Origin of the sequence: Marinobacterium sediminicola, assembly GCF_022343685.1 — a bacterium.
Taxonomy (GTDB): domain Bacteria; phylum Pseudomonadota; class Gammaproteobacteria; order Pseudomonadales; family Balneatricaceae; genus Marinobacterium; species Marinobacterium sediminicola.
In genome coordinates this window covers 1,201,405-1,227,536 of the sequence record NZ_CP092123.1, presented here as the reverse complement: position 1 = coordinate 1,227,536, position 26,132 = coordinate 1,201,405, and the positions used below count along the sequence as shown (strand labels likewise).

Here is a 26,132-nt window from a genome sequence, read left to right as displayed (position 1 = left end):
TTATCGATAACGGGATCGAACCGACATGTCTCTGATCCGGATGAGTTCACCTCATGTCTACAAGGCCAACAGCACCGCCAATGTCATGCGGCTGGTGTTGCTGGCCACTTTGCCCGGCATCACGGCCCTGACCGTCTTTTTCGGCTGGGGCACGCTGATCCAGATCGTCTGGGCTGCCTTGCTGGCCGTGGCTTTTGAAGCCGCCATTCTGAAACTGCGCCGCCGTCCACTTGGGTTTTACCTCAGCGATGGCAGTGCGATTGTAACCGCCCTGCTGCTGGCTGTTGCCATCCCTCCCTTTGCGCCCTGGTGGGTGACTGCCGTTGGAGTCTTCGTTGCAATCGTCATCGCCAAGCACCTCTACGGCGGCCTTGGCCAGAACCCGTTCAACCCGGCAATGGTCGCCTATGCCCTGCTGCTGATTTCATTTCCGGTTGAAATGACTCGGTGGACATCGCCGTTCGTACTCAATGGCGAGGGATGGCCGGTGGCGTCATTCATGGACACCCTGGGCGCCATTTTCGGTTCGGTCGAACATATCTGGTATGACAGCTTCACGGGTGCGACGCCTCTGGACGAACTGCGTCATCGAGGCGGTCTGACCACCGAGGAGACCTGGCGTCAGTCGCTGGTGCTGTCTCAGGGCATCGGCGCCTGGCATGCCGTGAGTGCCGCCTGGTTCATGGGGGGAATCTTCCTGCTGTATCGCAAGATCATTACCTGGCACGCGCCGATTTCAATGCTGCTGGCACTGGCAGTATGCGCCACGCTGTTCTACGGCTTTGATCCCGACAGCTATGCGGATCCGTTCTTCCACCTGAGCACCGGTGCCACCATGCTGGCGGCCTTCTTTATCATTACCGACCCGGTTTCCAGCGCGACCAGCAACCGAGGCCGCATCATTTTCGGTGCCAGCATCGGCGTACTGATTTTCATCATTCGCACCTGGGGCAACTACCCGGATGGTGTCGCTTTCGCCGTTCTGCTGCTGAACCTGGCAGCGCCATTTATTGATCTCTATTCGCAACCCCGCAGCTACGGGCACTCCCGCGCCAACAAGGGACGAGGAGGCAAGGCATGAACGAGATCCTCAACTCAATCCGCAATAATGCGATCGCAATCGGCCTGTTCGCAATCGTAACTTCGGCCGTCATCGCATTCACCCAGCTGGCCACGAAGGAAAAGATTTCCCACAACAAGGCTGAATTTCAGGCCCGCGCCTTGTTCGAGATCGTACCCAAGTCTCTGGACCCTGATCTGGTCGAGCATAAGCTGACCATGAAGGCACCGGAGTTGGGTCAGGACGAACCGATCGAGGTCTATCAGGCGATTCAGGACGGCAAGGTTGTCAGCGTCCTCATGCCCGTCATCGCCCCTGAAGGTTACAGCGGTGATATCGAAATGCTTGTCGGCATCAATGCCGACAGTTCGCTGGCGGGTGTTCGCGTCCTGAGCCACAAGGAAACACCGGGGCTCGGTGACAAGATCGAGCTGAGCAAGTCTGACTGGATTCTGTCGTTTGATGATCAGGAAATGGCCATGAGCGGTGATGACAGCTGGGCAGTGAAGAAGGACGGCGGTCGCTTCGATCAGTTTACCGGCGCTACCATCACCCCGCGTGCCATCGTGGGCGCCACGGCGCGCGCCATCGAATTTTTCCGCGCACATCGAGAATATCTGCTGACGCCGGTGACGGCGCAAGCGCAGCCCACCGCTGCAGGAGTAACACAATGAGCGTCGATTATCGCAAGATCACGCTGGATGGCCTCTGGTACAACAACCCGGCACTGGTTCAGCTGCTCGGTCTCTGCCCCCTGCTGGCCGTAACGGCATCCGTCGTTAACGCCCTCGGTCTGGGGATCGCCAGCACCCTGGTACTGGTCAGCTCCAACCTGACCGTATCCCTGTTTCGTAAGCTGGTCCCTGAAACCGTCCGCCTGCCGATTTTCGTCATGATTATCGCCTCCTTCGTGACGGCTATTGAACTGGTGATGCAGGCGTTGACCTACGAGCTTTACCTGATCCTCGGCATTTTCATTCCGCTGATCGTGACCAACTGCGCCATCATGGGACGTGCTGATGCCTTTGCAGTCAAAAATCCGGTGCGGGCTTCAGTGCTCGACGGCCTGATGATGGGTGTCGGTTTCAGCGTCGTTCTGGTCCTGCTGGGCGGCCTGCGCGAAGTCCTGGGTACCGGCATGCTGTTTAGCAATATGCACCTGCTGTTCGGGGAAGCCGCGCGCAACTGGGAGCTGACCCTCTTCGCAGACTACCCGGGCTTTCTGTTCGCAATCCTGCCGCCGGGCGCATTCGTCGGCCTCGGCCTGATGATCGCACTGAAGAATGTGATCGATGGCCGTATTGAGCAGCGCCGGAAAAAGGAACAGAAACCTGTTGAATTGACCGGAAGCAAGCGAGTCAGGGTTACTGGATAAGTAGACTTTAGGATTGTTGTAACGCTTGTTTCTTTTGCATACTCTGAAAAATTAAGACATTCATGAGTATCAGGAGCCAAGGTGGGCAACTCTCTTCCGGTCATAATCTGTGATGACTCGCCACTGGCACGCAAACATATGGAGCGTGCCCTGGCGCCGTGGAACCTCAGCATCACTCACGCGAACCACGGCCTGGAAGCTTTGGAAGCGATCCGTGCAGGCAAGGGTGAACTCCTGTTCCTCGACCTGAATATGCCATTGATGGACGGCTATGAAGTTCTGGAGCGCATTCGTGAACAGGACCTGCCGGTTCTCACCATTGTCGTGTCCGGGGATATCCAGCCGGAAGCCCATGAACGCGTCCGCCAACTGGGTGCTCTCGACTTTATCCGCAAGCCAATCGATATCGAGCACCTGAGCCGTTCCCTGCACGCCTTTGGTCTGCTTGAAGAGATCAGACCTGTTCAGAACCTGTCTCCCGGTGTCTCTGGACGCCTGAACACAGCCCCGTCATCACCCATAGAACAGGCACAGGCGCTGAGCGGGCATTACCAGGAACTGGCCAACGTCGCCATGGGACAGGCCGCTGCGCTGCTGGCCCAGCTGATGAATACGTTCATTGAGCTTCCGATCCCCAGTGTCAAGCTGGTCGAGTCTGGCGAACTTGAAATGGCCATGCAGCAATCCATCAGCCAGTCTGCCTTTACAACCGTTTGCCAGGGCTTCATCGCCCCCGGCATTTCCGGCGAGGCGCTACTGATCCTCAATGGCACTCAAGCCGAACAGTTGGCGCAGCTGCTGAATCACCAGGGCGAAGTGACTGAACAGGTTGAGCGCGAGCTGACCATGGAGATCGCGACGCTGCTGATCGGCGCATTCCTGAACGGATTCGGCCAACAGCTCGACCTCAATTTCAGTCAGAGTTCACCCAAAATGCTCGACACGCTTCCGCGGCGTGACAGCCTGATGGACAGCAACCAGCCTGATCGCATCCTGAGCATCGAAATCAGTTACCGCATTGAGGGTCTGGCGCTGAGCTGCGACCTGCTGCTGCTGTTTACTGAAGACTCCTTGCCCCCACTGAACGAACTGGCGAGCCACCTGCTATGATCAACCCGCCCGAGAACGTCCTGACCACCACGGAATTTCACTGGCAGCTGGGTCTGCTGCAGAACCTGGACGTGGGTCTTGTGGTGCTGAATGCCGATCACCGCGTTGTGGTCTGGAACAGCTTCATGTCGAACCATTCCGGCATCGCCGACCCTGACGCCTGCGGCAGACAACTGTCCGAGCTGTTCAGCAATTTTCCTGATGAGTGGTTCAGGCGCAAACTGAGAAGTGTTTTCCTGCTGCGCAACCGGGCCTTCATCACTTGGGAGGAGCGCCCCTACCTGTTTCGCTTCAAGCCACACCACCCCATCACCGGCGTGGCAGAGTTCATGTACCAGAATGTCACCCTTATTCCCCTCTCGTCGCCCAATGGGCAGATCGAGCATGTCGGCATCATGGTCTATGACATGACGGCGGTGGCCATCAGCCAACATGCCCTCTGCGCCGCCAACGAAGAACTGGCGTTATTAAGCCGCACCGACAAGCTCAGCGGGCTCAGCAACCGGGGCCACTGGGAGTCCTGCATGCGTCAGGAATACGAGCGTTTTCGACGTACGCAGACCCCCTCAAGCCTGGTCATGCTTGATGTCGACCACTTCAAGAAGATCAATGATACCTATGGCCACCAAGCCGGCGATGAGGTGATACGAACGATCGCAGACATGCTGCGCCAGCATGCCCGCAACACCGATCTCCCGGGCCGCTATGGTGGAGAGGAGTTCGGCGTATTACTGGTGAACACCGACGAGGATAACGCTGTCACCTTTGCCGAGCGAGTGCGCCTTGCCGCTGAAAACATGAAGCTCCGTCATGGCCCGCATATGATTGAATTCACCATCAGCCTGGGTATCGCGCAAGTCAGTAACGATCACCAGTCTCACGAGCAGTGGATTCACGATGCCGACAAGGCGCTTTATGCCTCCAAACACAACGGCCGGAACCGTACCACCCTGGCGGGCGATCTGGAATAATGTCAGGCTTTCGATAACCGATTGCCTGACTTAGACACATGAACGCCGACAAGCGATACCAGATTTTCAGCCGCCTGCAGGAACAAAACCCGAACCCGGAAACCGAGCTTGAGTACAGCTCTCCCTTCGAGCTGCTCATTGCCGTCATGCTGTCCGCTCAAGCGACCGATGTGGGCGTCAACAAGGCCACTCGCAAGCTTTTCCCCGTGGCCAACACGCCGGCGTCCATACTCGACCTGGGTGTCGATGGCCTCAAGGGTTACATCAAGACCATTGGCCTGTTCAATACCAAGGCCGAGAACGTCATCAAGACCTGTCGCATCCTGATCGAGCAGCATAACAGCGAAGTGCCACAAACACGGGAGGCACTTGAGAAGCTGCCCGGTGTTGGCCGCAAAACAGCCAACGTGGTGCTCAATACGGCCTTTGGCCAGCCTGCCATGGCTGTAGACACCCACATTTTCCGTGTGTCTAACCGTACCCGCATTGCTCCCGGCAAAACGGTTCTCGAAGTGGAAAAGAAGCTGCTCAGGTTCGTTCCCAAGCCGTTTCTCATTGATGCCCACCACTGGCTGATCCTTCATGGACGCTATGTCTGCACCGCGCGAAAGCCACGCTGTGGCGCCTGCATCATTGAAGATCTGTGCGAGTTCAAAGACAAAACCGAAGACTGAAAAGCCCTTCGGTTACTCACAGATTCTGTGGATAAAATAGTGGATACATTTGGGAAGAATAGCTCCAGGCGGCGTATTTCAAGGGCTTCAGCAAATTGGTAAGAAAATCGTCAATTTTCTAATATTTCTTTTCAAAACAGCAGGTTATAAATGTCAATACTGTTTCGAAAAGTTTACAACTCATGTTATGCACCGCCTTGAAGCAGCCGCTCTCCAGCATGTGTACAATTCAAAAAAAAAGCGCCCTGTCAAGGCGCTTTTTTCAGTTTCGATCGCATTCCATGACCCACTTCAATCATCGGGAAGCGCGATCTCAATATGGGTGCGCGGACGACAGCAGCAGGTCAGAATTTCATCTTCCTTAAGATCGACCAGGCTGTCCTGAACATAGTCCACTTCACCTTCCAGCAGCGTTACCTTGCAACAGCCACAATATCCGCCGCGGCAATTGTAGGGTGCCGGAATGTTTTGCGCCTCAAGCGCATCCAGCAGCGAGAACTCGTACTGGTAATAGAACGTGTGGTAATTGCTGACCTTTATACGCGGAATACCCGACATGGCGACTCCGATTACAGATCAAATCCGTCAAAATCACCGGTATCGACCTCATTGTCGATCTGACCGACCAGATAGGAGCTGATCTCGGCTTCCTGAGGAGCGACCTGAACGTTATCACTCACCAGCCAGCCATTCATCCAGGGCAGCGGATTCTGGCGTGCCGGGAAGATTTCATTCAGCCCCAACGCCTTCATGCGGACATTGGTGATGTATTCGACGTAATCACCCAGAATGCGCGCATTCAGGCCGATCATGGAACCCTCGCTGAAGAGGTACTCAGCCCAATCCTTCTCCTGCTGAGCCGCTTCGCGGAAGATTGCATAGACCTGCTCTTCACACTCGGCTGCAATCTGTTTGAACTCAGGATCATCGACACCTGAGGCCATGACATTAAGCATATGCTGAGTGCCCGTCAGGTGAAGCGCCTCATCACGTGCAATCAACTTGATAATCTTGGCGTTACCTTCCATCAGCGCCCGCTCTGCGAACGCGAACGAGCAGGCGAAGCTGACGTAGAAACGAATGGCTTCCAGCACGTTGACGGAAACCAGTGTCAGGTAGAGCCGCTTTTTCAGGTTGTACAGGGTCGCATCGAAGCGCTGCCCATCGATCATGTGCACACCAGCACCGTGTACGGTATACACGTTGACCAGCTGAATGAACTCATCGTACAAGCGCGTCACTGTCTCGGCACGCTTGATGATTTCCGGGTTCGTGACGATGTGATCGAACACATCCGACGGCTCAGTCACGATGTTGCGGATGATATGGGTATAGGAACGACTGTGAATCGTCTCGCTGAACGCCCAGGTTTCAAACCAGGTTTCCAGCTCAGGCAGAGAGACAACCGGCAGAAACGCCACGTTGGGTGAACGCCCCTGCACCGAGTCCAATAGCGTCTGATACTTCAGGTTGCTCAGGAAGATATGCTTTTCGTGCTCCGGCATATCCATGAAGTCTTTGCGGTCATTGGTCAAATCGACCTCTTCCGGACGCCAGAAGAATGACAGCTGCTTCTCGATCAGCTTTTCGAAGATCGGATATTTCTGCTTGTCATAACGGGCCACGTTCACCGAACGACCGAAAAACATCGGCTCGCGGGTTGCATCGTGGTTACTCGGGCTGAAAGTGGAGTATGACATGAGTCCCTTTTTCCTGAACAAAAATACCAGCCCTTCCCGGCCTTAACCGGGAAGGTGCATTAGAAGAAGACAACCGCTTGAATCAGAGCTTGCAGGCGCCGCCCTCACAGCCGTCATCGCCTTTCTCAGACGCGCCGGCACCGTCGCGGGTATTGTGATAGTACAAGGTTTTCACACCGTACTTGTACGCAGTCAACAGATCCTGGAGCAGCTGCTTCATCGGCACTTTTTCGCCGGTGAATTTACTCGGATCGTAGTTGGTGTTGGCCGAGATCGACTGATCGACAAACTTCTGCATGATACCGACCAGCTGCAGGTAGCCGGTGTTGTTGGGAATACTCCACAGCAGTTCGTACTGACTCTTGAGTTCCAGGAAGTCCGGGACCACCTGCTTCATGATGCCATCCTTGCTGGCCTTCACAGATACAAAGCCACGCGGCGGCTCAATGCCGTTGGTGGAGTTGGTGATCTGCGAAGAGGTTTCGCACGGCATCAGTGCAGTCAGGGTGCTGTTACGCAGGCCAAACTCGCGGATGTCCTCGCGCAGCGTTTCCCAGAAGTAATGCAGCGGCTCTTCGCAGTAGCTGTCGACATCACGCTTGTAGGTGTCGATCGGCAGCAACCCCTTCGCATAGGTAGTCTCGTTGAATTTCGGACAGGCACCCAGCTCCTTGGCCAGCTGATTGGAAGCCTTGAGCAGATAATACTGGATCGCCTCGAAGGTGCGGTGCACCAGCCCATTGGCACTGCCATCCGAGTAGCGAACACCATTCTTCGCAAGATAGTAGGCGAAGTTGGTCACACCCACCCCCAGAGTACGGCGTGACATGGTGGCATTGCGTGCCGCCGGAATCGGGTAATCCTGATAATCCAGCAGGCTGTCCAGCGCACGCACGATCAGGTCTGACAGTTCTTCCAGCTCATCCAGGTTTTCCAGCGCGCCCAGGTTGAAGGCAGACAGGGTGCACAGCGCAATCTCACCGTCCGGATCGTTGACATCGTTCAGCGGCTTGGTCGGCAGGGCAATCTCCAGACAGAGGTTGGACTGCTTAACCGGCGCCACGGTCGGGTCAAACGGACTGTGGGTATTGCAGTGGTCCACGTTCTGCACGTAGATACGGCCGGTGGACGCGCGCTCGGACATCATGAGACCGAACAGCTCGACCGCCTTGATGGTCTTCTTGCGAATCGACTCATCCTGCTCGTATTTCTCGTACAGACGCTCGAACTCATCCTGGTCGGCAAAGAAAGCTTCATACAGGCCCGGTACTTCGTGCGGGCTGAACAGGGTGATGTTGCCGCCCTTGATCAGGCGCTGATACATCAGCTTGTTGATCTGTACGCCATAGTCGATGTGACGCACGCGGTTCTCTTCAACACCACGGTTGTTTTTGAGCACCAGCAGGGACTCAACTTCAAGATGCCAGATCGGGTAGAACAGGGTTGCCGCGCCACCACGAACACCGCCCTGAGAGCAGGATTTCACTGCCGTCTGGAAGTGCTTGTAGAACGGGATACAACCGGTGTGGAAAGCCTCACCATTACGAATCGGGCTGCCGATGGCACGGATACCGCCCGCATTGATGCCGATACCGGCACGCTGAGACACGTACTTGACGATAGCTGACGCAGTCGCATTGATAGAATCCAGGCTGTCACCAGTTTCGATCAGTACGCAGGAGCTGAACTGGCGCGTCGGTGTACGCACACCCGCCATGATCGGCGTCGGCAGCGAAAGCTTGAACAGAGACGTGGCGTCATAGAAGCGCTTGACGTAATCCAGACGTGTTTCACGCGGATAGTTGGCGAACAGACAGGCTGCAACCAGCATGTACAGCTGCTGCGGACTCTCGTAAATAGTCCCGGTGACACGGTTCTGCACCAGGTATTTACCTTCCAACTGTTTCACAGCCGCGTAGCTGAAGTTCATGTCTCGACCATGGTCCAGATAGTCATTCAGCTCATCGAACTCTTCACGGCTATAGTCTGCCAGCAGGTGCTGGTCGTAACGCTTGTCTTCAACCATGCGCACGACATGATCATAGAGGTGCGGCGGCTCAAAATCGTTAAAGGCGCGCTTGCGCAGATGGAATACGGCCAGGCGTGCGGCCAGGTACTGGTAGTCCGGCGCATCTTCGGAAATAAGGTCAGCGGCCGATTTGATCAACGTCTCATGAATGTCAGACGTTTTGATACCATCGTAAAATTGCAGATGAGCACTGAGTTCGACCTGTGATACCGATACATTTTCGAGCCCTTCAGCGGCCCAGATAATTACACGATGGATTTTTTCCAGATCGATCTGTTCACGCCGACCATCGCGTTTGGTAACCATCAGATCTTGCTGCATTGTGCACGCTCTTCCAGTAGTCGTTGATGAAACTTGAATCCTTGCCGAAAGGCCCTTATGCGGTCTATATCCACTCATCTCGCCCAAAATGGTAACGCTGGCACCCCAGTGAGAGATAGCCGCGCAATGGTGCGCGATCAGACGAGCAAAACACAAGATATAGTACAGCACCGCTTATAGGGCACTAAATATAGATACTGACGCAGGGATTTCAATCTTGATTTATAGGGCTATCAGGTGTAATCCGACCGACCCTGCCCGCTGAAAGCCGCGCATTATGAGGGCTTGAGACGGCTTTTGCCATCCCCGTTTTCAGACGACTTTTTTTCATCAAGCAGAAGCCGTTCACGAAAATTTAGCATAGAAAAAAACTCCCCCCGATTCACCCCAATACCCTTTACAAGCCACTGCTTGATGACTATTATGCGCAACCGCTGGTGGGGTTCCCGAGTGGCCAAAGGGATCAGACTGTAAATCTGACGCGCAAGCTTCGGTGGTTCGAATCCACCTCCCACCACCATCGAATTTCACAAAAAAGCCCTGCCAGAATGGCGGGGCTTTTTTGTATGCGCTTGTATGCGCAAAACCCTTTTTTCACCCTCCACCATTGATCACGACCTTTAGTCCTATGCCTCACAGGGCAAACTCATGGTACGCTTGTCACTATGAAAGGTTCATGTACGGTCTAACGCCTCATTAGTTGTACCGTTAACCCGCTGAATAATAAAAAAAACGCATGACACACGGACTGACTCTACCCACTCGTGGGGAATTACAGCTGCTCAAAGAGCAACAGGTTATTCTGGACAACGCAGGTGCCGGTATCTGCTTTATCCGGGATCGCCTGATCCAGCGCTGCAACCGACAATTTGCCCATATCTATGGCTTTGAGAACCCTGACCAACTGGTTGGCACCAGCAGTGAGCAGCTATACCCGGACTCTCTCAGTTTCCGTCAGCTGGGTGTCAGAGCCTACCCTTCCATGTTGCGCGGAGAGCGTTACACCACTGAATTGCAGATGGTGCGACGTGACGGCAGCCTCTTCTGGTGTCGCATTACGGGCAACCTGATCAGTACAGACAGCCCCTCCCTCGGTTCGATCTGGATCATTGAGGATATCGATGAGCAGCGCCGTGCAAGCGAGGCACTGCACGCACTCCATCACGAGCAGCAGTTGATTCTTGACCACGCCATGGTCGGAATCGCTTTTATGCGTCTGCGTAAAATCACCCGTAGTAACCAGCGCATGGCCGAAATGCTGGGCTATCAGCTGGAAGAACTCTCGGGAATCAGTACTCGGGCGTTCTATCCATGTGATGAATCCTGGGAAGAAGCAGGACAACGTCATCGGGAAGTTCTCGGCAGAGGAGACATGTTCAGCACCGAAATTCAGCTGGTGCGCAAAGATGGCAGCCTGCTCTGGTGCGACCTGCGCAGCAAGGCAATCAACCCGGATAATCTGGATGAAGGCAGTATCTGGATTCTCATGGACATTTCCGAGCGCAAGGCCCATGAGCGTGCCCTGTTGCGCGCCCATGAAGCACTGGAGCAACGCGTTGCCGAGCGTACCCGCGAGCTGGAAAGCGTGGTTGCAAACCTGCACCGAGAGATCGAAGAGCGTCGTCTTGCCGAGGAGCGCATCCGGCATCTGGCTCAGCACGACAGCCTGACCGGGCTCCCCAACCGTTCACTGTTTGATCAACGCCTGGAAACACAGCTGCAACAGGCTGCGGCTACAGGCCGCAAGCTTGCGGTCCTGTTCATCGACCTGGATCGATTCAAGCATATCAACGATTCGCTCGGCCACCATGAAGGTGACATGCTGTTACGCACGCTGGCCGAGCGATTACGGCAGGGAGCCGGGCACGAAAACACATTGGCTCGCATTGGCGGCGACGAGTTCGTGACCCTGCTGAACAATGTCGAACCTTACGAACGCATTGAGCAACTGATTCACCGTATGCAAAATGCACTCACCCCTCCGATCCATATCGGCGCACATGAGTTCAGCATCTCGGCCAGCATCGGGGTCGCCATCTACCCTCATGACGGCAGCGATATCCAGACGCTGATCAAACACGCCAATACCGCCATGTACCGGGCCAAGGCCAATGGTGGTAACCGTTACCACTTCTACAATCACAACCTGGATCGAGAAGCGGTAGAGCGCATAGAACTGAGAAACGCACTTTATCAAGCACTGCGCAACAGCGAGTTCGAGCTGCATTATCAGCCTCAGGTATCCGTTGTTGAAGGACGCATTGTCGGTGCCGAGGCACTCATTCGCTGGAACCGCCCAGGCAAGGGCATGGTGTCGCCGGCCTGCTTCATTCCCCTTGCCGAGGAGTGCGGCCTGATCAACGAGATTGGGAAATGGGTGCTGGAAAATGCCTGCGCCCAACTCAAAGCCTGGCAGCAATGCGGACTGAACCTGCGAGTCGCCGTCAACCTCTCGGCGTCACAGCTGGATGATCCGTGCTTCTATGACCAGCTGCAAAGCTGCCTTGAGCGCCATGACCTTCAGCCTGAGCACTTGGAACTTGAGCTGACCGAAAGCACGCTGATGAAGCACGTCGATCACACTGTCGAATTGCTTAACCGCCTGGACCGCCTGGGTGTACACCTGAGCATTGACGATTTCGGTACCGGCTACTCAAGCCTGAGCTACCTGAAACGCTTCCCGCTGAACACGCTGAAAATCGATCAGTCGTTCGTACGTGATCTCTGTATCGACCCGGATGATGCCGTCATCTGCAGAACCATCATTTCCATGGCCAAAAACCTGAACCTGACAGTAACGGCTGAAGGGGTGGAACAGGAGGCACAACTGAACAAACTGGCTGAGCTCGGTTGTGAGCTTTACCAGGGCTTTCTGTTCAGCCGCCCCATACCTGCCAACGAACTCACCCGCCTCTGTCAGGAGTATATACCGCCAGAGGTCGGGCGATTCGCCATCTGAGTTACTTGCTGAAACCACCCATGATGCCACGGACGGCGGCAGGAATATCGCCGGGCAGCAGGACGATCTTGGCATTTTCGCCCTGTGACATTTCCTTGATGGATTCGACGTACTTCTCGCCCAACAGGTACATCACCGGCAACTCATTACCCTGAATGGCCGAGGTTACCTTTTCGATTGCCGCCTGACTCGCTTCTGCCAGCACCACTTTAGCTTCAGCATCACGACGTGAAGCTTCCAGACGACCTTCCGCTTCCAGAATGGCCGCTGCCTTTTCACCATCCGCTCGAGTCACGGTCGCACGGCGCTGACGCTCGGCTGCAGCCTGCTCTTCCATCGCCATCTGCATGGTCTGCGATGGATTGATATCCTGAATCTCCACCGTTTTCAGTGTAATACCCCAGTCAGAGATATCATCGGAGATTGCACCCTTCAATTTGGCCTTGATCTGATCCCGGTTCGACAGCGCCTCGTCCAGGTTCATCTCACCAACAATCGAACGTAAAGAGGTTTGTACCAGGTTCTGGATCGCGAAAGAGTAATCCTCAACACCGTAAACGGCCTTCTCGGGCGATACGATATTGATGTAGGCCACGGCATTGGCAATGATGACGGCGTTATCAAGTGTAATCACTTCCTGAGACGGAATATCCAGCACGATATCCTTGGTCGTCACTTTATAGGCAACAGAGTCTATATAAGGAATGATTACATTAAGGCCAGGCCCCAGCGTTTTGTGGTATTTACCCAGCCGCTGTACGACATGCTTGCTACCCTGAGGGACAGTTCTGACCCCCAGAAAAAGGGTCACTATGACCAGCACGAGGAAGACCCCTGCCATCATCAGTCCATCGATTGCGAACATCGTTTTCTCCTTTCAGTGCGATGGGAACGGCAACAGCCTAACCCCGTTTTTTGACAATAAGAGTGTTACCCGAGATCTCGGTGATAATGACCCGATCCCCCACGGCAACAGCTTCGTCGCAGATAAACTCCCACTCATCATCCCCCAGCACCGGCGTCGAGAAGCGCACCTGTCCACGCCGTGGTGGCTGAGGAGCCAGAATGACCTGTCCACTTTCACCCAACACCGCCTCTCGAGCAATGCCGGCATTGGTTCTATCAACCATCAGCGGACGCATCAGCTTGAACCATGCCAGCGCGAACAGGCTTGACCCTATGGCCCACGCCACAAGCTGTATGCTGAGCCCCAGATCAGGCACCAGCCAAACCAGCAACGCCATCAACAGTCCACCAAGGCCGAACCAGAATATGGTAAAGCTCGGGACTACCAGCTCGGCCATGATCAGCAACATGCCGAACACTACCCAATGCCAGTACTCAATCTGAAATGTCATGTTTCATCCCTGTGCCTCTATTGGTTCGCATCGATTATGGAGCAGTTTGATGCTCGGGTCGACTCTGGTCAGACCAATACCGCGGACCCTGAACTAAAATACCCCCCGATATAGTACGCAGGTGCAGCATACTTTTATGGAATACCGGTCCAAGCCTGTGGTAAAGTTCCCGCCACTCCGTTACGGGCTGCAGGTTGATCGACGCATACGTTCTCCGGTCGAGCCTGTTTCATCTCTCCATCTTGTTTCTCGGATTCGGAAGGCCCCAGGCCTGCGCCTCCCTCTGCCTGTAACCGGAACATGCTTTCCGGTGGTTGCTCCCTGCGTGGTCGCAGCAACCATGGAGACCGGTTTTCATTTAACCCGGCTGCTCCGGTAGCCAAACCGAGACATCATAATGCCAACAACACAGCTCGGTGCCTTTGCGCACAATTTTCTGGGCAATGCCCCTGCCTGGTACAAGCAGATTATTGTACTGTTCCTGATCCTCAACCCCATCGCGCTCTGGACAGTCGGCCCCCAGGCCACTGGCTGGCTGCTGATCGGCGAGTTTATTTTTACGCTGGCGATGGCACTGAAGTGCTACCCACTGCTTCCTGGCGGCCTGCTTGCGATAGAGGCCCTGCTGCTGGGAATGACCAGCCCCGAGTCCCTCTACCATGAAGTGGAAGCCAACCTGCCGGTGATTCTGCTGTTGATGTTTATGGTTGCAGGCATCTATTTCATGAAAAGCCTGCTGCTGGTCACGTTCACCAACATCCTCTTGCATGTGCGTTCAAAATACCTGCTGGCCCTGCTGTTCAGCATGACAGCAGCCGTGCTGTCCGCATTTCTGGATGCCTTGACGGTAACCGCCGTCATCATCAGTGTCGCGGTCGGCTTCTATTCGGTGTACCACAAAGTGGCATCCGGCAAGGGGCACCAGCAAAAAGACCACAATCATGTGTCCGATCACGAAGTCGTCGACCTGCACCGTGAAGATCTGGAAGGTTTTCGCGCCTTTCTGCGCAGCCTGCTGATGCACAGTGCCGTAGGGACCGCTTTGGGCGGTGTCTGCACCCTGGTGGGTGAGCCACAGAACCTGCTGATCGCCAAAACGGCTGGCTGGAATTTTGCCGAGTTTTTCATGCTGATGGCGCCGGTTTCAATGCCGGTACTCGCCGCAGGCCTGATTACCTGTGTATTGCTGGAAAAACTGAAGCTGTTCGGATACGGCGTTAAACTGCCACGCCCTGTGCTGCATGTCCTGAACGAATTTGCGCAAGCGGAACGCGCCAAGCGCACCCAGGCACAGAAGGCTGGCCTGATCATCCAGGCCATCGCTGCCGTTGTCCTGGTACTCGGTCTGGCATTCCACGTCGCTGAAGTAGGCCTCATTGGTCTGCTGGTCATCATCCTGATCACCTCATTCAACGGCGTCACGGATGAACACCAGATCGGCAAGGCATTCGAAGAAGCACTGCCGTTTACCGCACTGCTGGTCGTGTTTTTTGCGATCGTCGCCGTCATCCATGAACAACACCTGTTCTCTCCGATCATCGACTGGGTACTGTCACTGCCGCCTGAGCAGCAACCGGGGATGTTCTTCATCGCCAACGGCGTATTGTCGATGATTTCGGATAACGTCTTCGTCGCGACGGTTTATATCAGTGAGGTGAAGCAAGCCCTGGATGCAGGTGAGATTTCACGTGCGCACTTCGACCAACTGGCTGTCGCGATCAACACCGGCACCAACCTGCCCAGCGTGGCAACACCTAATGGTCAGGCCGCGTTTCTGTTCCTGCTGACATCGGCCATTGCGCCGCTGGTTCGTCTCTCCTACGGCCGCATGGTCATCATGGCCCTGCCCTATACCCTTGTGCTGGGTGGTGTCGGCCTGCTGTCGGTAGTCCTGTTCACCTGATTGACTCACCCTGACACCGGACATATGGTCCGGTGTCAGGCCATCAACGGCCATCCGATCAGCAGAGTGGCCAGCGTTACCGCAGCGACCAGCAAGTTCATCGGCACCCCAACCTTCAGGAAGTCGGTAAACTTGTACCCACCCGGCCCGTACACCATCAGATTGGTTTGATAGCCCAGCGGCGTAGCAAAGCTCGCTGAAGCCGCAATCATGATCGCAAAGATGAAAGGTTCATGGCTCAGCTGAGCTTTCTCTGTCACTTCCAGTACGATCGGCAACATTAAAACGGCAGCAGCATTGTTGGTGATCATCTCGGTCAGTATGGAAACGGCCAGGTAAGTCAGAATCAACAATAGCCAGGGTGTACCCGCACTCAGATCAACCATGCCATCGGCCAGAAAAGTCGCCACACCGGTCTTCTGCAATGCCGCACCAAGTGCAAAAGATGCGGCGATCGTCAGGATAACGGTCAGATCAAGACTCTTTTCCGCTTGCGCCACATTGCAGCAGCCGGTCACCACCATCAAGCCTGCGCCAACCAGAGCTGCATTGAGCATACTGGTCAATCCGGTACCGGCAGCCAGCACCAGGGCCGCCAAAATGCCCCATGAGAGCCAGGCACGCTCATGACGCGGCTGGGTCTTGTCGAGGTCATTGATCAACAGAAAGTCCTTGTTATAGCGCTGGCGACTCACAAATGCGGGGCGCGCTTCGAGCAGCAAAGTGTCACCGGCTTCAAGGCGAATATTGCCCAGATTGCCCTGCACACGCTCACCACTGCGAGCCACCGCCAGCACAACTGCGCCATAGCGATCCCGGAAGCGCGCATCACGAATGGCATGACCCACCGCATCACAGTGAGTGGAGACCACCGCCTCGACCAGACACCGCTCAGCGCGATCCTGATTGAGCGTATCGGAGTGACCGTTTTCCGGTGAAGGCACGATACCGTTAATGCGCAAGAGGTCAGAGATTGCCTCAGTGTCACCGGCGAAGACCAGGCGGTCGCCCCCCTGCAGTTTTTCCTCGGATGAAACCGCGGTTACGATATTGCCACCGCGCTCAATCTCGACCAGATACACCCGATCGAGGCTTCGCAGGCCTGCCTGCTCTACCGACTGACCGACCAGCGGCCCTCCCGGCGCTACCGCGACTTCCAGGGTGAACTCTCGCAAGTTGCCAAAGGCACGCTTGTCACTGCGATCAGGCAGCAGGCGCGGAAACACCAGCCAGATAAACAGCAAGCCCACCAGCACCACCGGCAACGCCACGGCGGTAATCGAGAACAACGACAATCCGGCTTCACCGGTTAATTGCTGGTACTGCCCATTGACCACGAGATTGGTACTGGTACCAATCAGGGTCAGCGTACCGCCCAGGATGGCGCTGTAGCTCAGCGGGATCATCAATTTGGATGCAGGAATATTGATCTTGCGTGACCAGGCGTGTATTGCCGGGATCATCGTAGCAACCACAGGGGTGTTATTGAGAAAGCCACTGAGCAATACCACCGGAGCAAAAATGCGCCCCATGGCACCGCGAACCCCCTGAGGGCGTCCCAGAACCTTGTGCACCAGCAAATCGACCCCGCCAGACGAATGGATGCCCGCCGCGACCACAAACATGCAAGCCACAGTGATCAATCCCGAGTTGGCAAAACCTGCCAATGCTTCACTGGGGGTCAGCACGCCACTGATACTGAGCAGCGCCAATACCGCCATCATGACGATGTGCGGCCCGGTGCGTGTCAGAACCAGAACCGCCAGCGCAGCGATCATTAAACTCAGTGCGAACCAGCCTTGCCACTCCACAGCGTTAACCCGTATCCGTTGAAAAGCCACTAAGATACAGGGTTATTTTGATTCCATAAAAGAATAAATATTAACAAATTTATGCTTTTTTAGGATAAGGAGACCAGTCATGGGGCGTCCAACACCCCACAGCCATGCCTTGAGCATTGCCGGCCGGAGCCATGCTGCCAGAGCCAGCATCCATCATCAATGGAAGCCCCACACTGTCCGCAGTATTCAAGACAATAACCTACAAAGAGGCCCTGTCGCGGCATGAGCTGAGTGATGGCAGTCCAATGGAAATAACGACAGTGAGCAATAGCATCAGGCAGGATATCCAGAGACAGGCCTGCAATCCGTCACTGCCCTGCCCAGCCAGCTGGAACACCCAGCCCGATAACAGGGTACCTATCAACCGACCCAGCGCGTTGGCCATGTAGTAGAAGCCCACATCGAGGGAAACACCGTCACTGCCTGCATAGCTGACGATCAGATAGCTGTGCAGTGAGGAGTTGATCGCAAACACGGCTCCAAACACCAGTAGTCCGCCTATCAGCGTCCAGGCCGGATCGAGATCGGTCATCAACGCCAGCGCCATAAGGGCAGGCAGCAACGCCAACACCGCGGCCCAGACCCTGGCCGCTCGTCCGTCCGGTAACTGCCCCGCCGCCTTGCCGGTAATGCGTGGCGCAAAGGCCTGCACCATGCCATAGCCGATCACCCAGAGGGCGAGAAAGCCGCCGGTCTGGCTGTGATTCCAACCCAGTGTTTGTGACAGGAATACCGGCAGGGCGACCACGAACCAGACATCGCGGGCACCAAACAGGAACAAGCGCGCCGCAGACAGGATATTGATGGCCCGACTCTTGGAGAAAATGTCACGGAATTTAGGCTTGTTCCTCGCCTTGCCGAGATCCCTTTTCAGTAACACCAGACTCAGCAGCCAAACCAGTGCCAGCGCCCCCGCCATGGCAGCGACCGCACCAGCAAAGCCCAGCACCATGAGCAACGCGCCGCCCAGGAAGAAGCCCGCTCCTTTGAGGGCGTTCTTGGAGCCGGTGAGGATCGCGACCCACTTGTAGAGTCTGCCCTGCGCATCTTCGGGCACCAACAGCTTGATCGAGCTTTTGGCACTCATCTTGTTCAGGTCCTTGGCGATGCCCGACAAGGCCTGAGCCGCCATCACCCAGGGCACGGTCAGCCAGGCCGCCGGCACCAGCAGCATGGACAACGCCACCACCTGCAAGCCAAGGCCGATATTCATGGTTCGGTTCAAGCCCAGATGCGCCCCCAACCAGCCGCCGACCAGGTTGGTGATCACCCCGAAGACCTCATAGAACAGGAACAGCAGTGCTATCTCCAGCGGCGAGTAGCCCAATCCATGAAAATGCAGCACCACCAGCATGCGCAGCGCTCCGTCAGTCAGGGTAAAGGCCCAGTAATTGCCGGTCACCACCAGATACTGGCGGATGGCGGCGGAAAGCTGGCTCAACATGATCTCGTGTGCCCTGTCGTCGTCAGTTTCAACTCAAGCCTGGTCCAGCCGCCCAACCTTCAGCGCCAGCTCTGCCGTGCGATTGGCATAGCCCCACTCGTTGTCGTACCAGAGGTACAGTTTCACCTGAGTACCGTTCACCACCATGGTAGACAGGGCATCCACTACGCTGGAGCGCGGATCGGTACGGTAGTCGATGGACACCAGGGGGCGCTCCTCGAACCCCAGCACACCTTTCAACTCTCCCTCAGCCGCCTGCTTCAGCAGTCGATTGACCTCTTCCACGGAGGTTTCACGCTCGACCTCGAACACGCAGTCGGTAATCGAGGCATTTGCCAACGGCACACGAATCGCGTGGCCGTTCAGCTTGCCTTTCAACTCAGGAAAAATATGGGTGATGGCCGTGGCTGAACCGGTTGTCGTCGGGATCAGACTCATGCCACAGGCCCGTGCACGGCGCAGATCCTTGTGTGGCGCGTCCAGAATCGTCTGCGTGTTGGTGATATCGTGAATGGTGGTCATCGAACCATGCTTGATCCCCAACTGTTCGTGAATCACCTTCACCACGGGTGCCAGGCAATTGGTGGTGCAGGAAGCCGCCGTGACAATCGGATACTGCTGCGAGTCATACAGGTCATCATTAACGCCCATGACAATGTTCAGTATGCCCTCTTCCTTCACGGGTGCCGTGACCACCACCCGCTTTACGCCCTGATCCAGATAGGCTTGCAGCAATGCTCGTGTTTTCATCTTGCCGGAAGCCTCAATCACCAGATCACAGCCGGACCAGTCCGTTTCGCTGATAGCCTTGTTGGCAGAGACCACAATGCTCTGATCACCGATCATCATGACATCCGCGTCCGCCAAAGCTTCATGGTTCCAGCGGCCGTGAACCGAATCAAAGTTCATCAGGTGTGCCAAAGTCGCCGCATCGCCGGCAGGATCATTGATCTGGACGATTTGAACGTCGGCATGATCGAAAATGGCACGCATGGTCAGGCGCCCCATGCGCCCGAAACCGTTGATGCCCACTTTAATGGTCATGATGTGACTCCTGTGAAAAAACGGTCATTCAATGAATTTGAGAACTGAATATCTGCAGAATCAGGTTCTGTCGAACCAGTGCCGGGTTCGATTGGCCACGGCGACCAATGACAGCATTACCGGTACTTCGACCAGCACACCAACAACCGTCGCCAAGGCTGCACCGGAGTGCAGGCCAAACAGGGAGATGGCTACAGCCACTGCCAGCTCGAAAAAGTTGGACGTCCCGATCATGCAGGCAGGGGCAGCAACTCGATGAGGCAGCTTTAACCACCAGGCAGCCAGATAGGCAATGATAAAGATTCCGTAGGTCTGGATCAGAAGTGGAGCCGCGATCAAGGCAATCGTTTGTGGTTGCTCGATAATGGTCCGAGCCTGAAAACCGAATAACAGCACCACGGTCGCCAGCAACCCCATAATCGACCAGGGCTTGAGTTGCTGCAGTAACCGCTCCAGACGGCGGCCGTCGTCCAGCCGTTCCAGCTGATGACGTGTCAACGCCCCTGCTACCAACGGCAGCAGCACATACAGTACGACCGATAGCAGCAGCGTTTCCCAGGGGACGTGTATATCGCTGACCCCGAGCAGAAAAGCCGCAATCGGCGCGAATGCAAACACCATGATGATGTCATTGACCGATACCTGTACCAGCGTGTAGTTGGGGTCTCCCTTGGTCAGCTGACTCCAGACAAACACCATCGCCGTGCAGGGCGCCACTCCCAGCAGAATCATGCCGGCAATGTATTCGCCGGCGCTCTGCGGGTCGACCCAGTCCACGAAAAGAACACGGAAGAACAGCCAGCCAAGCGCAGCCATCGTGAATGGCTTGATCAACCAGTTAACGACCAGAGTGAGCACCAGCCCGCGCGGACGCTTGCCGACATCCTTGATTGCGCGGAAGTCGACCTGCACCATCATCGGATAGATCATCACCCAGATGAACAGCGCTACCACCAGATTAACGTGTGCGTATTCAAGATCTGCCACTACGCTAAACAGCACCGGTATAAGGTTGCCCAGCACAACCCCCGCCAGAATACTGAGTCCAACCCACAGGGTCAGATATCGCTCGAAAATTCCCATCATTGCTCCTTGGTACTGACCTTATTCAACATGCCGAACCACAGGCATCGCCTCCGCCCGATGGGCGGGAAGCCATATTGGCGAGACGCTCCAGTGCGTCCTGCATCAGTAACTGCTCACTCTGCCCAACCTGCGCCAGCATCTCTGGCACCCAAGGCGGGAGCTCCGCATGCAAACGGTAAAACACCCACTGCCCCTGGCGCCTGTCAGCCAGCAAACCCGACCGACGAAGCTGCGCAAGGTGGCGCGAGACTTTTGGCTGAGCTTCTCCCAGCGCTTCCATCAACTCACAGACGCAGAGTTCACCTTCCCGCTGAATCAACAGGACACTGCGCAGACGGGTTTCGTCTGCCAGTGCCTTGAACAGGTCCTGTGCTTTCATCACGCCTCCCGCTACAAATATATGAAAAAACATATATATGATTTCACATATATTCAAGCACCACAGGATTACATTCGGGTTTCAAGCTGCATGCACTCGGGCTTTTCTGTATAATTTTGCGCCTTTATCGCTACAGAAAACGCATGTACCGCGTTTCTGTGCCGCCCGACGCCCAATACCCGGAGAAACGCTGTTCCGGTGTCGTAACGGTTGTCATCCAGCAACCCTAGACTTGTCCCGGCTCCGCCCTGAGCGAACGACGGCCTCCGAACAACTGACAACTCAAGCAAGAGACTGTAGATGCTGCAACGAATGAAACAGGAGTGGTTCTCCAACGTCCGCAACGATCTGTTGTCCGGGACGGTGGTAGCCCTGGCCCTGATCCCCGAAGCGATCGCCTTCTCCATCATCGCCGGCGTCGACCCCAAGGTCGGCCTGTACGCTTCCTTCTGTATCGCTGTGATCATCGCCTTTGTCGGCGGCCGACCGGGGATGATTTCTGCCGCGACCGGCGCCATGGCACTGCTGATGGTCACGCTGGTCAAGGAGCATGGCCTGCAGTACCTGCTGGCTGCCACACTGCTCACCGGGGTGTTCCAGATTCTGGCCGGTTTCCTGCGACTGGGGGACCTGATGCGCTTTGTCTCGCGCTCAGTGGTGACAGGCTTCGTCAACGCGCTGGCCATTCTGATTTTCATGGCCCAACTGCCCGAGTTGACCGATGTCACCTGGCACGTCTATGCCATGACGGCGGCTGGTCTTGGCATCATCTATCTGTTCCCGTATATCCCATTGATTGGCAAGAGCCTGCCTTCACCGCTGGTCTGCATCATCAGCCTGACCATCGTTTCCATGCTGATGGGCCTGGATATCCGCACCGTGGGTGATATGGGCGAGCTGCCGGACACACTGCCGATCTTCCTCTGGCCAGAGGTCCCGCTCAACCTTGAAACCCTGATGATTATCCTGCCCTACTCGCTGGGTCTGGCGGTTGTCGGCCTGCTGGAATCGATGATGACGGCCTCAATTGTCGACGAACTGACCGACACCAACAGCAACCGCAACCAGGAGTGCAAGGGTCAGGGTATCGCCAATATTGGCGCCGGTCTGCTGGGCGGCATGGCCGGTTGCGCCATGATTGGCCAGTCAGTGATCAACGTTAAATCCGGTGGTCGTGGTCGCCTTTCGACCTTCGTTGCCGGCCTTTTCCTGATCATTCTGGTGGTGTTCCTCGATGAATGGATCAGCCAGATCCCGATGGCGGCACTGGTTGCCGTGATGATCATGGTTTCCATCGGCACCTTCTCCTGGGAATCGGTCCGAGACCTGCGCAAGCATCCGCTTTCCACCAACATCGTGATGATCGCCACCGTAGCCGTGGTCGTCGCCACACACAACCTGGCACTGGGTGTCTTCGTCGGCGTGCTGCTGGCATCACTGTTCTTCGCCAACAAGGTGGGCCAGTACATGAGCATCAGCAGCGAAAAGGACAGCAGTACCGAAACCCGCACCTATCGCGTCAGCGGTCAGGTGTTCTTTGCTGCCTGTGAAAAGTTCACTGCTGCCTTTGATTTCAAGGAAGTGCTTGATAAGGTCATCATAGACCTGAGCCACGCCCACTTCTGGGATATCAGCGCCGTATCGGCCCTGGACAAGGTGGTGATCAAGTTCCGCCGTGAGGGTGTGGAGGTCGAGGTCATTGGACTCAATGAAGCCAGCCGCACCATCGTCGACAAGCTGGCCGTTCACGACAAGCCGGAGCAGGTCGACAAAATCATGGCCGGGCACTAAGGAGCGAAAATGAGCAAGATTATTGCCTGTATCGATGGCTCTCAGGCCGCGCTGGCGGTCTGTGCCGCCGCAGCCTGGGCTCAACAACAGCTGGACGCACCGCTGCAACTGCTGCACGTCCTGGAAAAGAGCGACTACCCGACCGAAAGTGACATGAGTGGCAATATCGGCCTGGGTACCCGTGAACACCTGCTTGAAGAGCTGGCGGAACTGGATAACCAGCGCAGTCGATTGATGCTGGAGCAGGGCCGCTTCATGCTTCAGGAAGCCCAGCACCAGATCGAAGCGGCCGGTGTCGCCACCGAGCAGATAGATCGTTTGCAGCGCCATGACACCCTGGTCGATACCCTTCAGGAATATGAAGGTGATACTCGACTGTTAATCATGGGTCGCCAAGGGGAGGCACATGACAGCAGTACCGTTGCGGTCGGCAGCCATCTTGAAAACGTAACGCGCACCCTTCACAAGCCCATACTGGTGGCACTGGACGGCTTCAAGGCACCACAGCGTTTCATGCTTGCATACGATGGCAGCGCCACCGCCAATAAGGCCCTGACCATGGTTGCCCAGAGCCCTTTGCTCAAGGGCGCACCCTGTCATCTGGTGATGGCAGGCAAACGGGTCGAGCGCCAGCGTGAACAGCTGGCCAATGCTGAAAAAATGTTGCAGGGCAATGGCTTTGATGTCACCACAACCACGCTTGAGCAGGAAGAGGTGCGCCCGGCACTGATCGACCATATCAAGGAACATGACATCGAACTGCTGGTAATGGGCGCCTGGGGCCATTCCCGGATTCGACATCTGCTGGTCGGGAGTATGACCAACTGGATGCTGCACAACAGTCCCGTGCCGCTCTTGCTGCTGCGCTGATTCCAGATTACATCCGGACCAAACCCGGCTGATCGCCGGGTTTTTCTTTTCGGAGCGGACCCTCTCCAGAAAACACCTCATCGAAGCATGTCAGTGATACTGACGTCGATGATCCACCCCTGAAACGTCCTCGTAAACGCCCTTACATCAGGACATCTCCGACAGGGACAGCCTCTCCCACCAAAACGTGATCAGCATCACGGGAGCAGCACCCATGAAAATAACAACACGCGTACTTGCCATCACCGCCTTCATGGCACTCCCCCTAACCGCCTCCGCTGAGGGCCCCAAGGACATCAATAGCCTGGTCGATACCGCGGTCAGCGTGAACAGCGAAGGCCCATTTGCAGGCGAGTTCGATACGCTTATTACCCTGCTGACTCAGGATACAGGCAACAGAGCCGCCATCCTGTCAACGCTAGACAGCAAAGGTCAGCATACTGTTTTCGCCCCTACTGACAGCGCCTTTGAGGCATTGCAGCAAACGGCGTTGACCCTTGGCTACTGCAGCCTCAATGACCTGGATCCCTATATCATCGATGTTGTACTGCTGTATCACGTTGCCCATGGCCGTCTCTACGCTTCGGATGTACTGGACGCCGAGCGGGTACGCATGCTGACCGGCGGCTTCTTGATGCATGAGTCTGCAGTACTGACCGACAACCTGGGTCGTACAGCCAACCTGATTCCGGGAGCTCTGGATGTTGAAGCAGATAACGGGGTTATCCATGCAATCGACGCAGTAGTGCTCCCCGTCTTGCCCGATTTGGGACCAGGCAATTGTTCATGACTCACTGACATCGCTGATTAGCGCAAGCCTCGGCACAACCTGCCGGGGCTTTATCTGACGGGCAAGAAATTCTATTACTTCTTTATTAAGCAAAATTTGAATATCCTCTTTTTTACGCCAGAATGAATCTGACATTTTTGCTTTGAACACACCTGCGGTCTTCAATGTATAATGGACAGTTCGTCGCCATATTGCGTCACAAAGGAATGACAGGTTGAGGACCTTATGCTCAAGTTCAACGGAATACCGCTTTTCGGCAATGTTGATTCTCTTACCGGCCGACTTGAGCTGCTTCATAACCGGATGCTTGAGAGCATTCCCGGCATCGCCCGCATTGCCTGCGCACTCTATGACACCGATACAGACCTGCTGAAGACATTTATCAACAGCACACACCAGGGACATGCTATTGTCTCCTATGAATATCCGCTTTCAGCAAGCAAATCACTGCAGCAGATGTCCAGGGACGGCAGCTGTCGGGTGATTGATGATATCGCCACTGATATTCCCCCCGGCACCGCACATTCGGATTGGCTGCTGAAGCAGGGGTACCGATCCTCGTTAACCCTGCCCATCTTCAACGGCCAGCAATTCATGGGGTTTATCTTCGTGGACAGCCGCCAGACCGGCGTTTTTACCGATGCCGTGCAACGGGATGTAGTCATGTTCTGCAACATGATCACCATGACCATCTCCAACGAGATTTCCACCGTACGAGCCCTGCTGGCCACAGCACAGGCGGCACGTCAGTTTGCAGACTTGCGTGACTTTGAGACTGGCAAACATCTGACCCGTATCGCACAGTTCTCGAGACTAATCGCCAAGGGCGTTGCGGACCAATTTGGACTCAGTGACGAAAAGGTTGAACACATCTGTCTGTTTGCGTCACTTCACGACATTGGCAAAATCGGCATTCCCGACAGGATTCTGCTCAAGCCCAGTCGATTGACCGCTGATGAGCGCACCATCATGCGGGAGCACGTCAACAAGGGCGTCCAGATCATCCTGAAAGTCCTTAAAGACTCCCAGCTGGATCATTTGAGTGATGCTCAAAGCATGCTCAATATCGTGGCCTGCCATCATGAGTTTCTGGACGGGAGCGGCTATCCCAAGGGACTCAGTGGCGACCAGATACCTGTTGAAGCCCGCATCGTGACAGTTGCCGACATCTTCGATGCACTGACCAGCAAGCGCCCCTATAAAGCCCCCTGGGAAGTACCCGCTGCCATTGAGGAGCTCGAGCGCATGGCCGCAGCCGGCAAGCTGGACACCTTCTGCGTGTCGGCATTAAAAGCGCAACTGGAAGCCGCGACACAGATTGTGACCCGGTTTAGAGATACCGAGGAAAACACCCCTGAGCCTCAAGGGCTCACCGCTGAAGCACTGAGTTATTGAATGGGCCCGTGTCCCGGGCCTGACTTCTGAAC

At 55.6% G+C, this 26,132-nt stretch carries 22 protein-coding genes and 1 tRNA gene; 13 read left to right on the top strand and 10 right to left on the bottom strand.

Annotated elements, in window-relative coordinates:
- Nucleotides 1–25: 25 nt before the first annotated feature.
- The 6 genes from rsxD to nth all read left to right on the top strand — a co-directional run bounded on the left by rsxD (nt 26) and on the right by nth (nt 5,190).
- On the top strand, nt 26–1,081 hold the full coding sequence (gene rsxD / locus LN244_RS05695) for an electron transport complex subunit RsxD (protein ID WP_239041882.1): 1,056 nt from the start codon (nt 26–28) through the stop codon (nt 1,079–1,081).
- Nucleotides 1,078–1,734, top strand: a complete 657-nt coding sequence (gene rsxG / locus LN244_RS05690; RefSeq protein WP_239041881.1) for an electron transport complex subunit RsxG — start codon at nt 1,078–1,080, stop codon at nt 1,732–1,734. Before rsxD ends, rsxG begins: the two co-directional genes overlap by 4 nt.
- Entirely contained in the window at nt 1,731–2,435 is a 705-nt protein-coding gene (locus tag LN244_RS05685) for an electron transport complex subunit E (RefSeq protein WP_239041880.1), read from the top strand. The genes rsxG and LN244_RS05685 overlap by 4 nt, the downstream gene beginning before the upstream one ends.
- An 81-nt stretch (nt 2,436–2,516) precedes the next feature.
- Nucleotides 2,517–3,545 (top strand): response regulator, encoded by a 1,029-nt coding sequence (locus LN244_RS05680; RefSeq protein WP_239041879.1) that lies wholly within the window; start codon nt 2,517–2,519, stop codon nt 3,543–3,545.
- Nucleotides 3,542–4,516: a GGDEF domain-containing protein gene (locus tag LN244_RS05675; protein WP_239041878.1), complete on the top strand. Its 975-nt coding sequence runs from the start codon at nt 3,542–3,544 to the stop codon at nt 4,514–4,516. The genes LN244_RS05680 and LN244_RS05675 overlap by 4 nt, the downstream gene beginning before the upstream one ends.
- A 38-nt stretch (nt 4,517–4,554) precedes the next feature.
- Nucleotides 4,555–5,190 (top strand): endonuclease III, encoded by a 636-nt coding sequence (gene nth / locus LN244_RS05670; protein WP_239041877.1) that lies wholly within the window; start codon nt 4,555–4,557, stop codon nt 5,188–5,190.
- A 291-nt stretch (nt 5,191–5,481) separates the two neighbouring features.
- Here nth and yfaE read toward each other — a convergent pair whose 3' ends face one another.
- The 3 genes from yfaE to nrdA all read right to left on the bottom strand — a co-directional run bounded on the left by yfaE (nt 5,482) and on the right by nrdA (nt 9,240).
- Nucleotides 5,482–5,748: a class I ribonucleotide reductase maintenance protein YfaE gene (gene yfaE / locus LN244_RS05665; protein ID WP_239041876.1), complete on the bottom strand. Its 267-nt coding sequence runs from the start codon at nt 5,746–5,748 to the stop codon at nt 5,482–5,484.
- A gap of 11 nt (nt 5,749–5,759) precedes the next feature.
- Nucleotides 5,760–6,890 carry a class Ia ribonucleoside-diphosphate reductase subunit beta gene (gene nrdB / locus LN244_RS05660; RefSeq protein WP_239041875.1) on the bottom strand — a complete coding sequence of 377 codons (1,131 nt, stop codon included), beginning with the start codon at nt 6,888–6,890 and terminating at the stop codon, nt 5,760–5,762.
- An 82-nt stretch (nt 6,891–6,972) separates the two neighbouring features.
- On the bottom strand, nt 6,973–9,240 hold the full coding sequence (nrdA, locus tag LN244_RS05655; protein ID WP_239041874.1) for a class 1a ribonucleoside-diphosphate reductase subunit alpha: 2,268 nt from the start codon (nt 9,238–9,240) through the stop codon (nt 6,973–6,975).
- A 436-nt stretch (nt 9,241–9,676) separates the two neighbouring features.
- On the opposite strand from nrdA, the gene LN244_RS05650 reads away from it, so the two are divergent.
- A tRNA-Tyr gene (locus LN244_RS05650) sits at nt 9,677–9,760 on the top strand.
- A 216-nt stretch (nt 9,761–9,976) separates the two neighbouring features.
- Nucleotides 9,977–12,199, top strand: a complete 2,223-nt coding sequence (locus LN244_RS05645; protein ID WP_239041873.1) for a putative bifunctional diguanylate cyclase/phosphodiesterase — start codon at nt 9,977–9,979, stop codon at nt 12,197–12,199.
- 1 nt (nt 12,200) lies between these two features.
- Here the strand turns inward: LN244_RS05645 and LN244_RS05640 are convergent, their stop codons facing one another.
- Both LN244_RS05640 and LN244_RS05635 read right to left on the bottom strand, forming a co-directional pair.
- A complete protein-coding gene (locus LN244_RS05640; RefSeq protein ID WP_239041872.1) occupies nt 12,201–13,064 on the bottom strand; it encodes an SPFH domain-containing protein in 864 nt (287 codons plus the stop codon).
- Between the two features lie 37 nt (nt 13,065–13,101).
- Nucleotides 13,102–13,557: an NfeD family protein gene (locus tag LN244_RS05635; RefSeq protein WP_239041871.1), complete on the bottom strand. Its 456-nt coding sequence runs from the start codon at nt 13,555–13,557 to the stop codon at nt 13,102–13,104.
- A 397-nt stretch (nt 13,558–13,954) separates the two neighbouring features.
- Between LN244_RS05635 and nhaB the strand changes: the two genes are divergently transcribed.
- Nucleotides 13,955–15,460 carry a sodium/proton antiporter NhaB gene (gene nhaB / locus LN244_RS05630; protein ID WP_239041870.1) on the top strand — a complete coding sequence of 502 codons (1,506 nt, stop codon included), beginning with the start codon at nt 13,955–13,957 and terminating at the stop codon, nt 15,458–15,460.
- Between the two features lie 35 nt (nt 15,461–15,495).
- On the opposite strand, the gene LN244_RS05625 is transcribed toward nhaB, so the two are convergent.
- The 5 genes from LN244_RS05625 to LN244_RS05605 form a co-directional block, all read right to left on the bottom strand.
- Nucleotides 15,496–17,238, bottom strand: coding sequence for an SLC13 family permease (locus LN244_RS05625; RefSeq protein WP_239041869.1), 1,743 nt, complete (start codon nt 17,236–17,238; stop codon nt 15,496–15,498).
- Between the two features lie 262 nt (nt 17,239–17,500).
- Nucleotides 17,501–18,745 (bottom strand): organoarsenical effux MFS transporter ArsJ, encoded by a 1,245-nt coding sequence (gene arsJ / locus LN244_RS05620; RefSeq protein WP_239041868.1) that lies wholly within the window; start codon nt 18,743–18,745, stop codon nt 17,501–17,503.
- A 33-nt stretch (nt 18,746–18,778) separates the two neighbouring features.
- The gene (locus LN244_RS05615; protein WP_239041867.1) at nt 18,779–19,789 is read right to left on the bottom strand and encodes an ArsJ-associated glyceraldehyde-3-phosphate dehydrogenase; all 1,011 of its coding nucleotides are present in this window, start codon (nt 19,787–19,789) and stop codon (nt 18,779–18,781) included.
- Between the two features lie 60 nt (nt 19,790–19,849).
- Nucleotides 19,850–20,872: an ACR3 family arsenite efflux transporter gene (arsB, locus tag LN244_RS05610; protein WP_239041866.1), complete on the bottom strand. Its 1,023-nt coding sequence runs from the start codon at nt 20,870–20,872 to the stop codon at nt 19,850–19,852.
- A 25-nt stretch (nt 20,873–20,897) separates the two neighbouring features.
- Nucleotides 20,898–21,254, bottom strand: coding sequence for a metalloregulator ArsR/SmtB family transcription factor (locus LN244_RS05605; RefSeq protein ID WP_239041865.1), 357 nt, complete (start codon nt 21,252–21,254; stop codon nt 20,898–20,900).
- A 300-nt stretch (nt 21,255–21,554) separates the two neighbouring features.
- Here LN244_RS05605 and LN244_RS05600 point away from each other — a divergent pair, with 300 nt between their 5' ends.
- From LN244_RS05600 to LN244_RS05585, 4 genes are all read left to right on the top strand, one after another.
- A complete protein-coding gene (locus tag LN244_RS05600; RefSeq protein WP_239041864.1) occupies nt 21,555–23,045 on the top strand; it encodes a SulP family inorganic anion transporter in 1,491 nt (496 codons plus the stop codon).
- A 9-nt stretch (nt 23,046–23,054) separates the two neighbouring features.
- Nucleotides 23,055–23,915 (top strand): universal stress protein, encoded by an 861-nt coding sequence (locus LN244_RS05595; protein WP_239041863.1) that lies wholly within the window; start codon nt 23,055–23,057, stop codon nt 23,913–23,915.
- Between the two features lie 214 nt (nt 23,916–24,129).
- On the top strand, nt 24,130–24,705 hold the full coding sequence (locus tag LN244_RS05590) for a fasciclin domain-containing protein (protein ID WP_239041862.1): 576 nt from the start codon (nt 24,130–24,132) through the stop codon (nt 24,703–24,705).
- Between the two features lie 225 nt (nt 24,706–24,930).
- Nucleotides 24,931–26,100, top strand: coding sequence for an HD domain-containing phosphohydrolase (locus LN244_RS05585; protein WP_239041861.1), 1,170 nt, complete (start codon nt 24,931–24,933; stop codon nt 26,098–26,100).
- Nucleotides 26,101–26,132 lie beyond the last annotated feature (32 nt).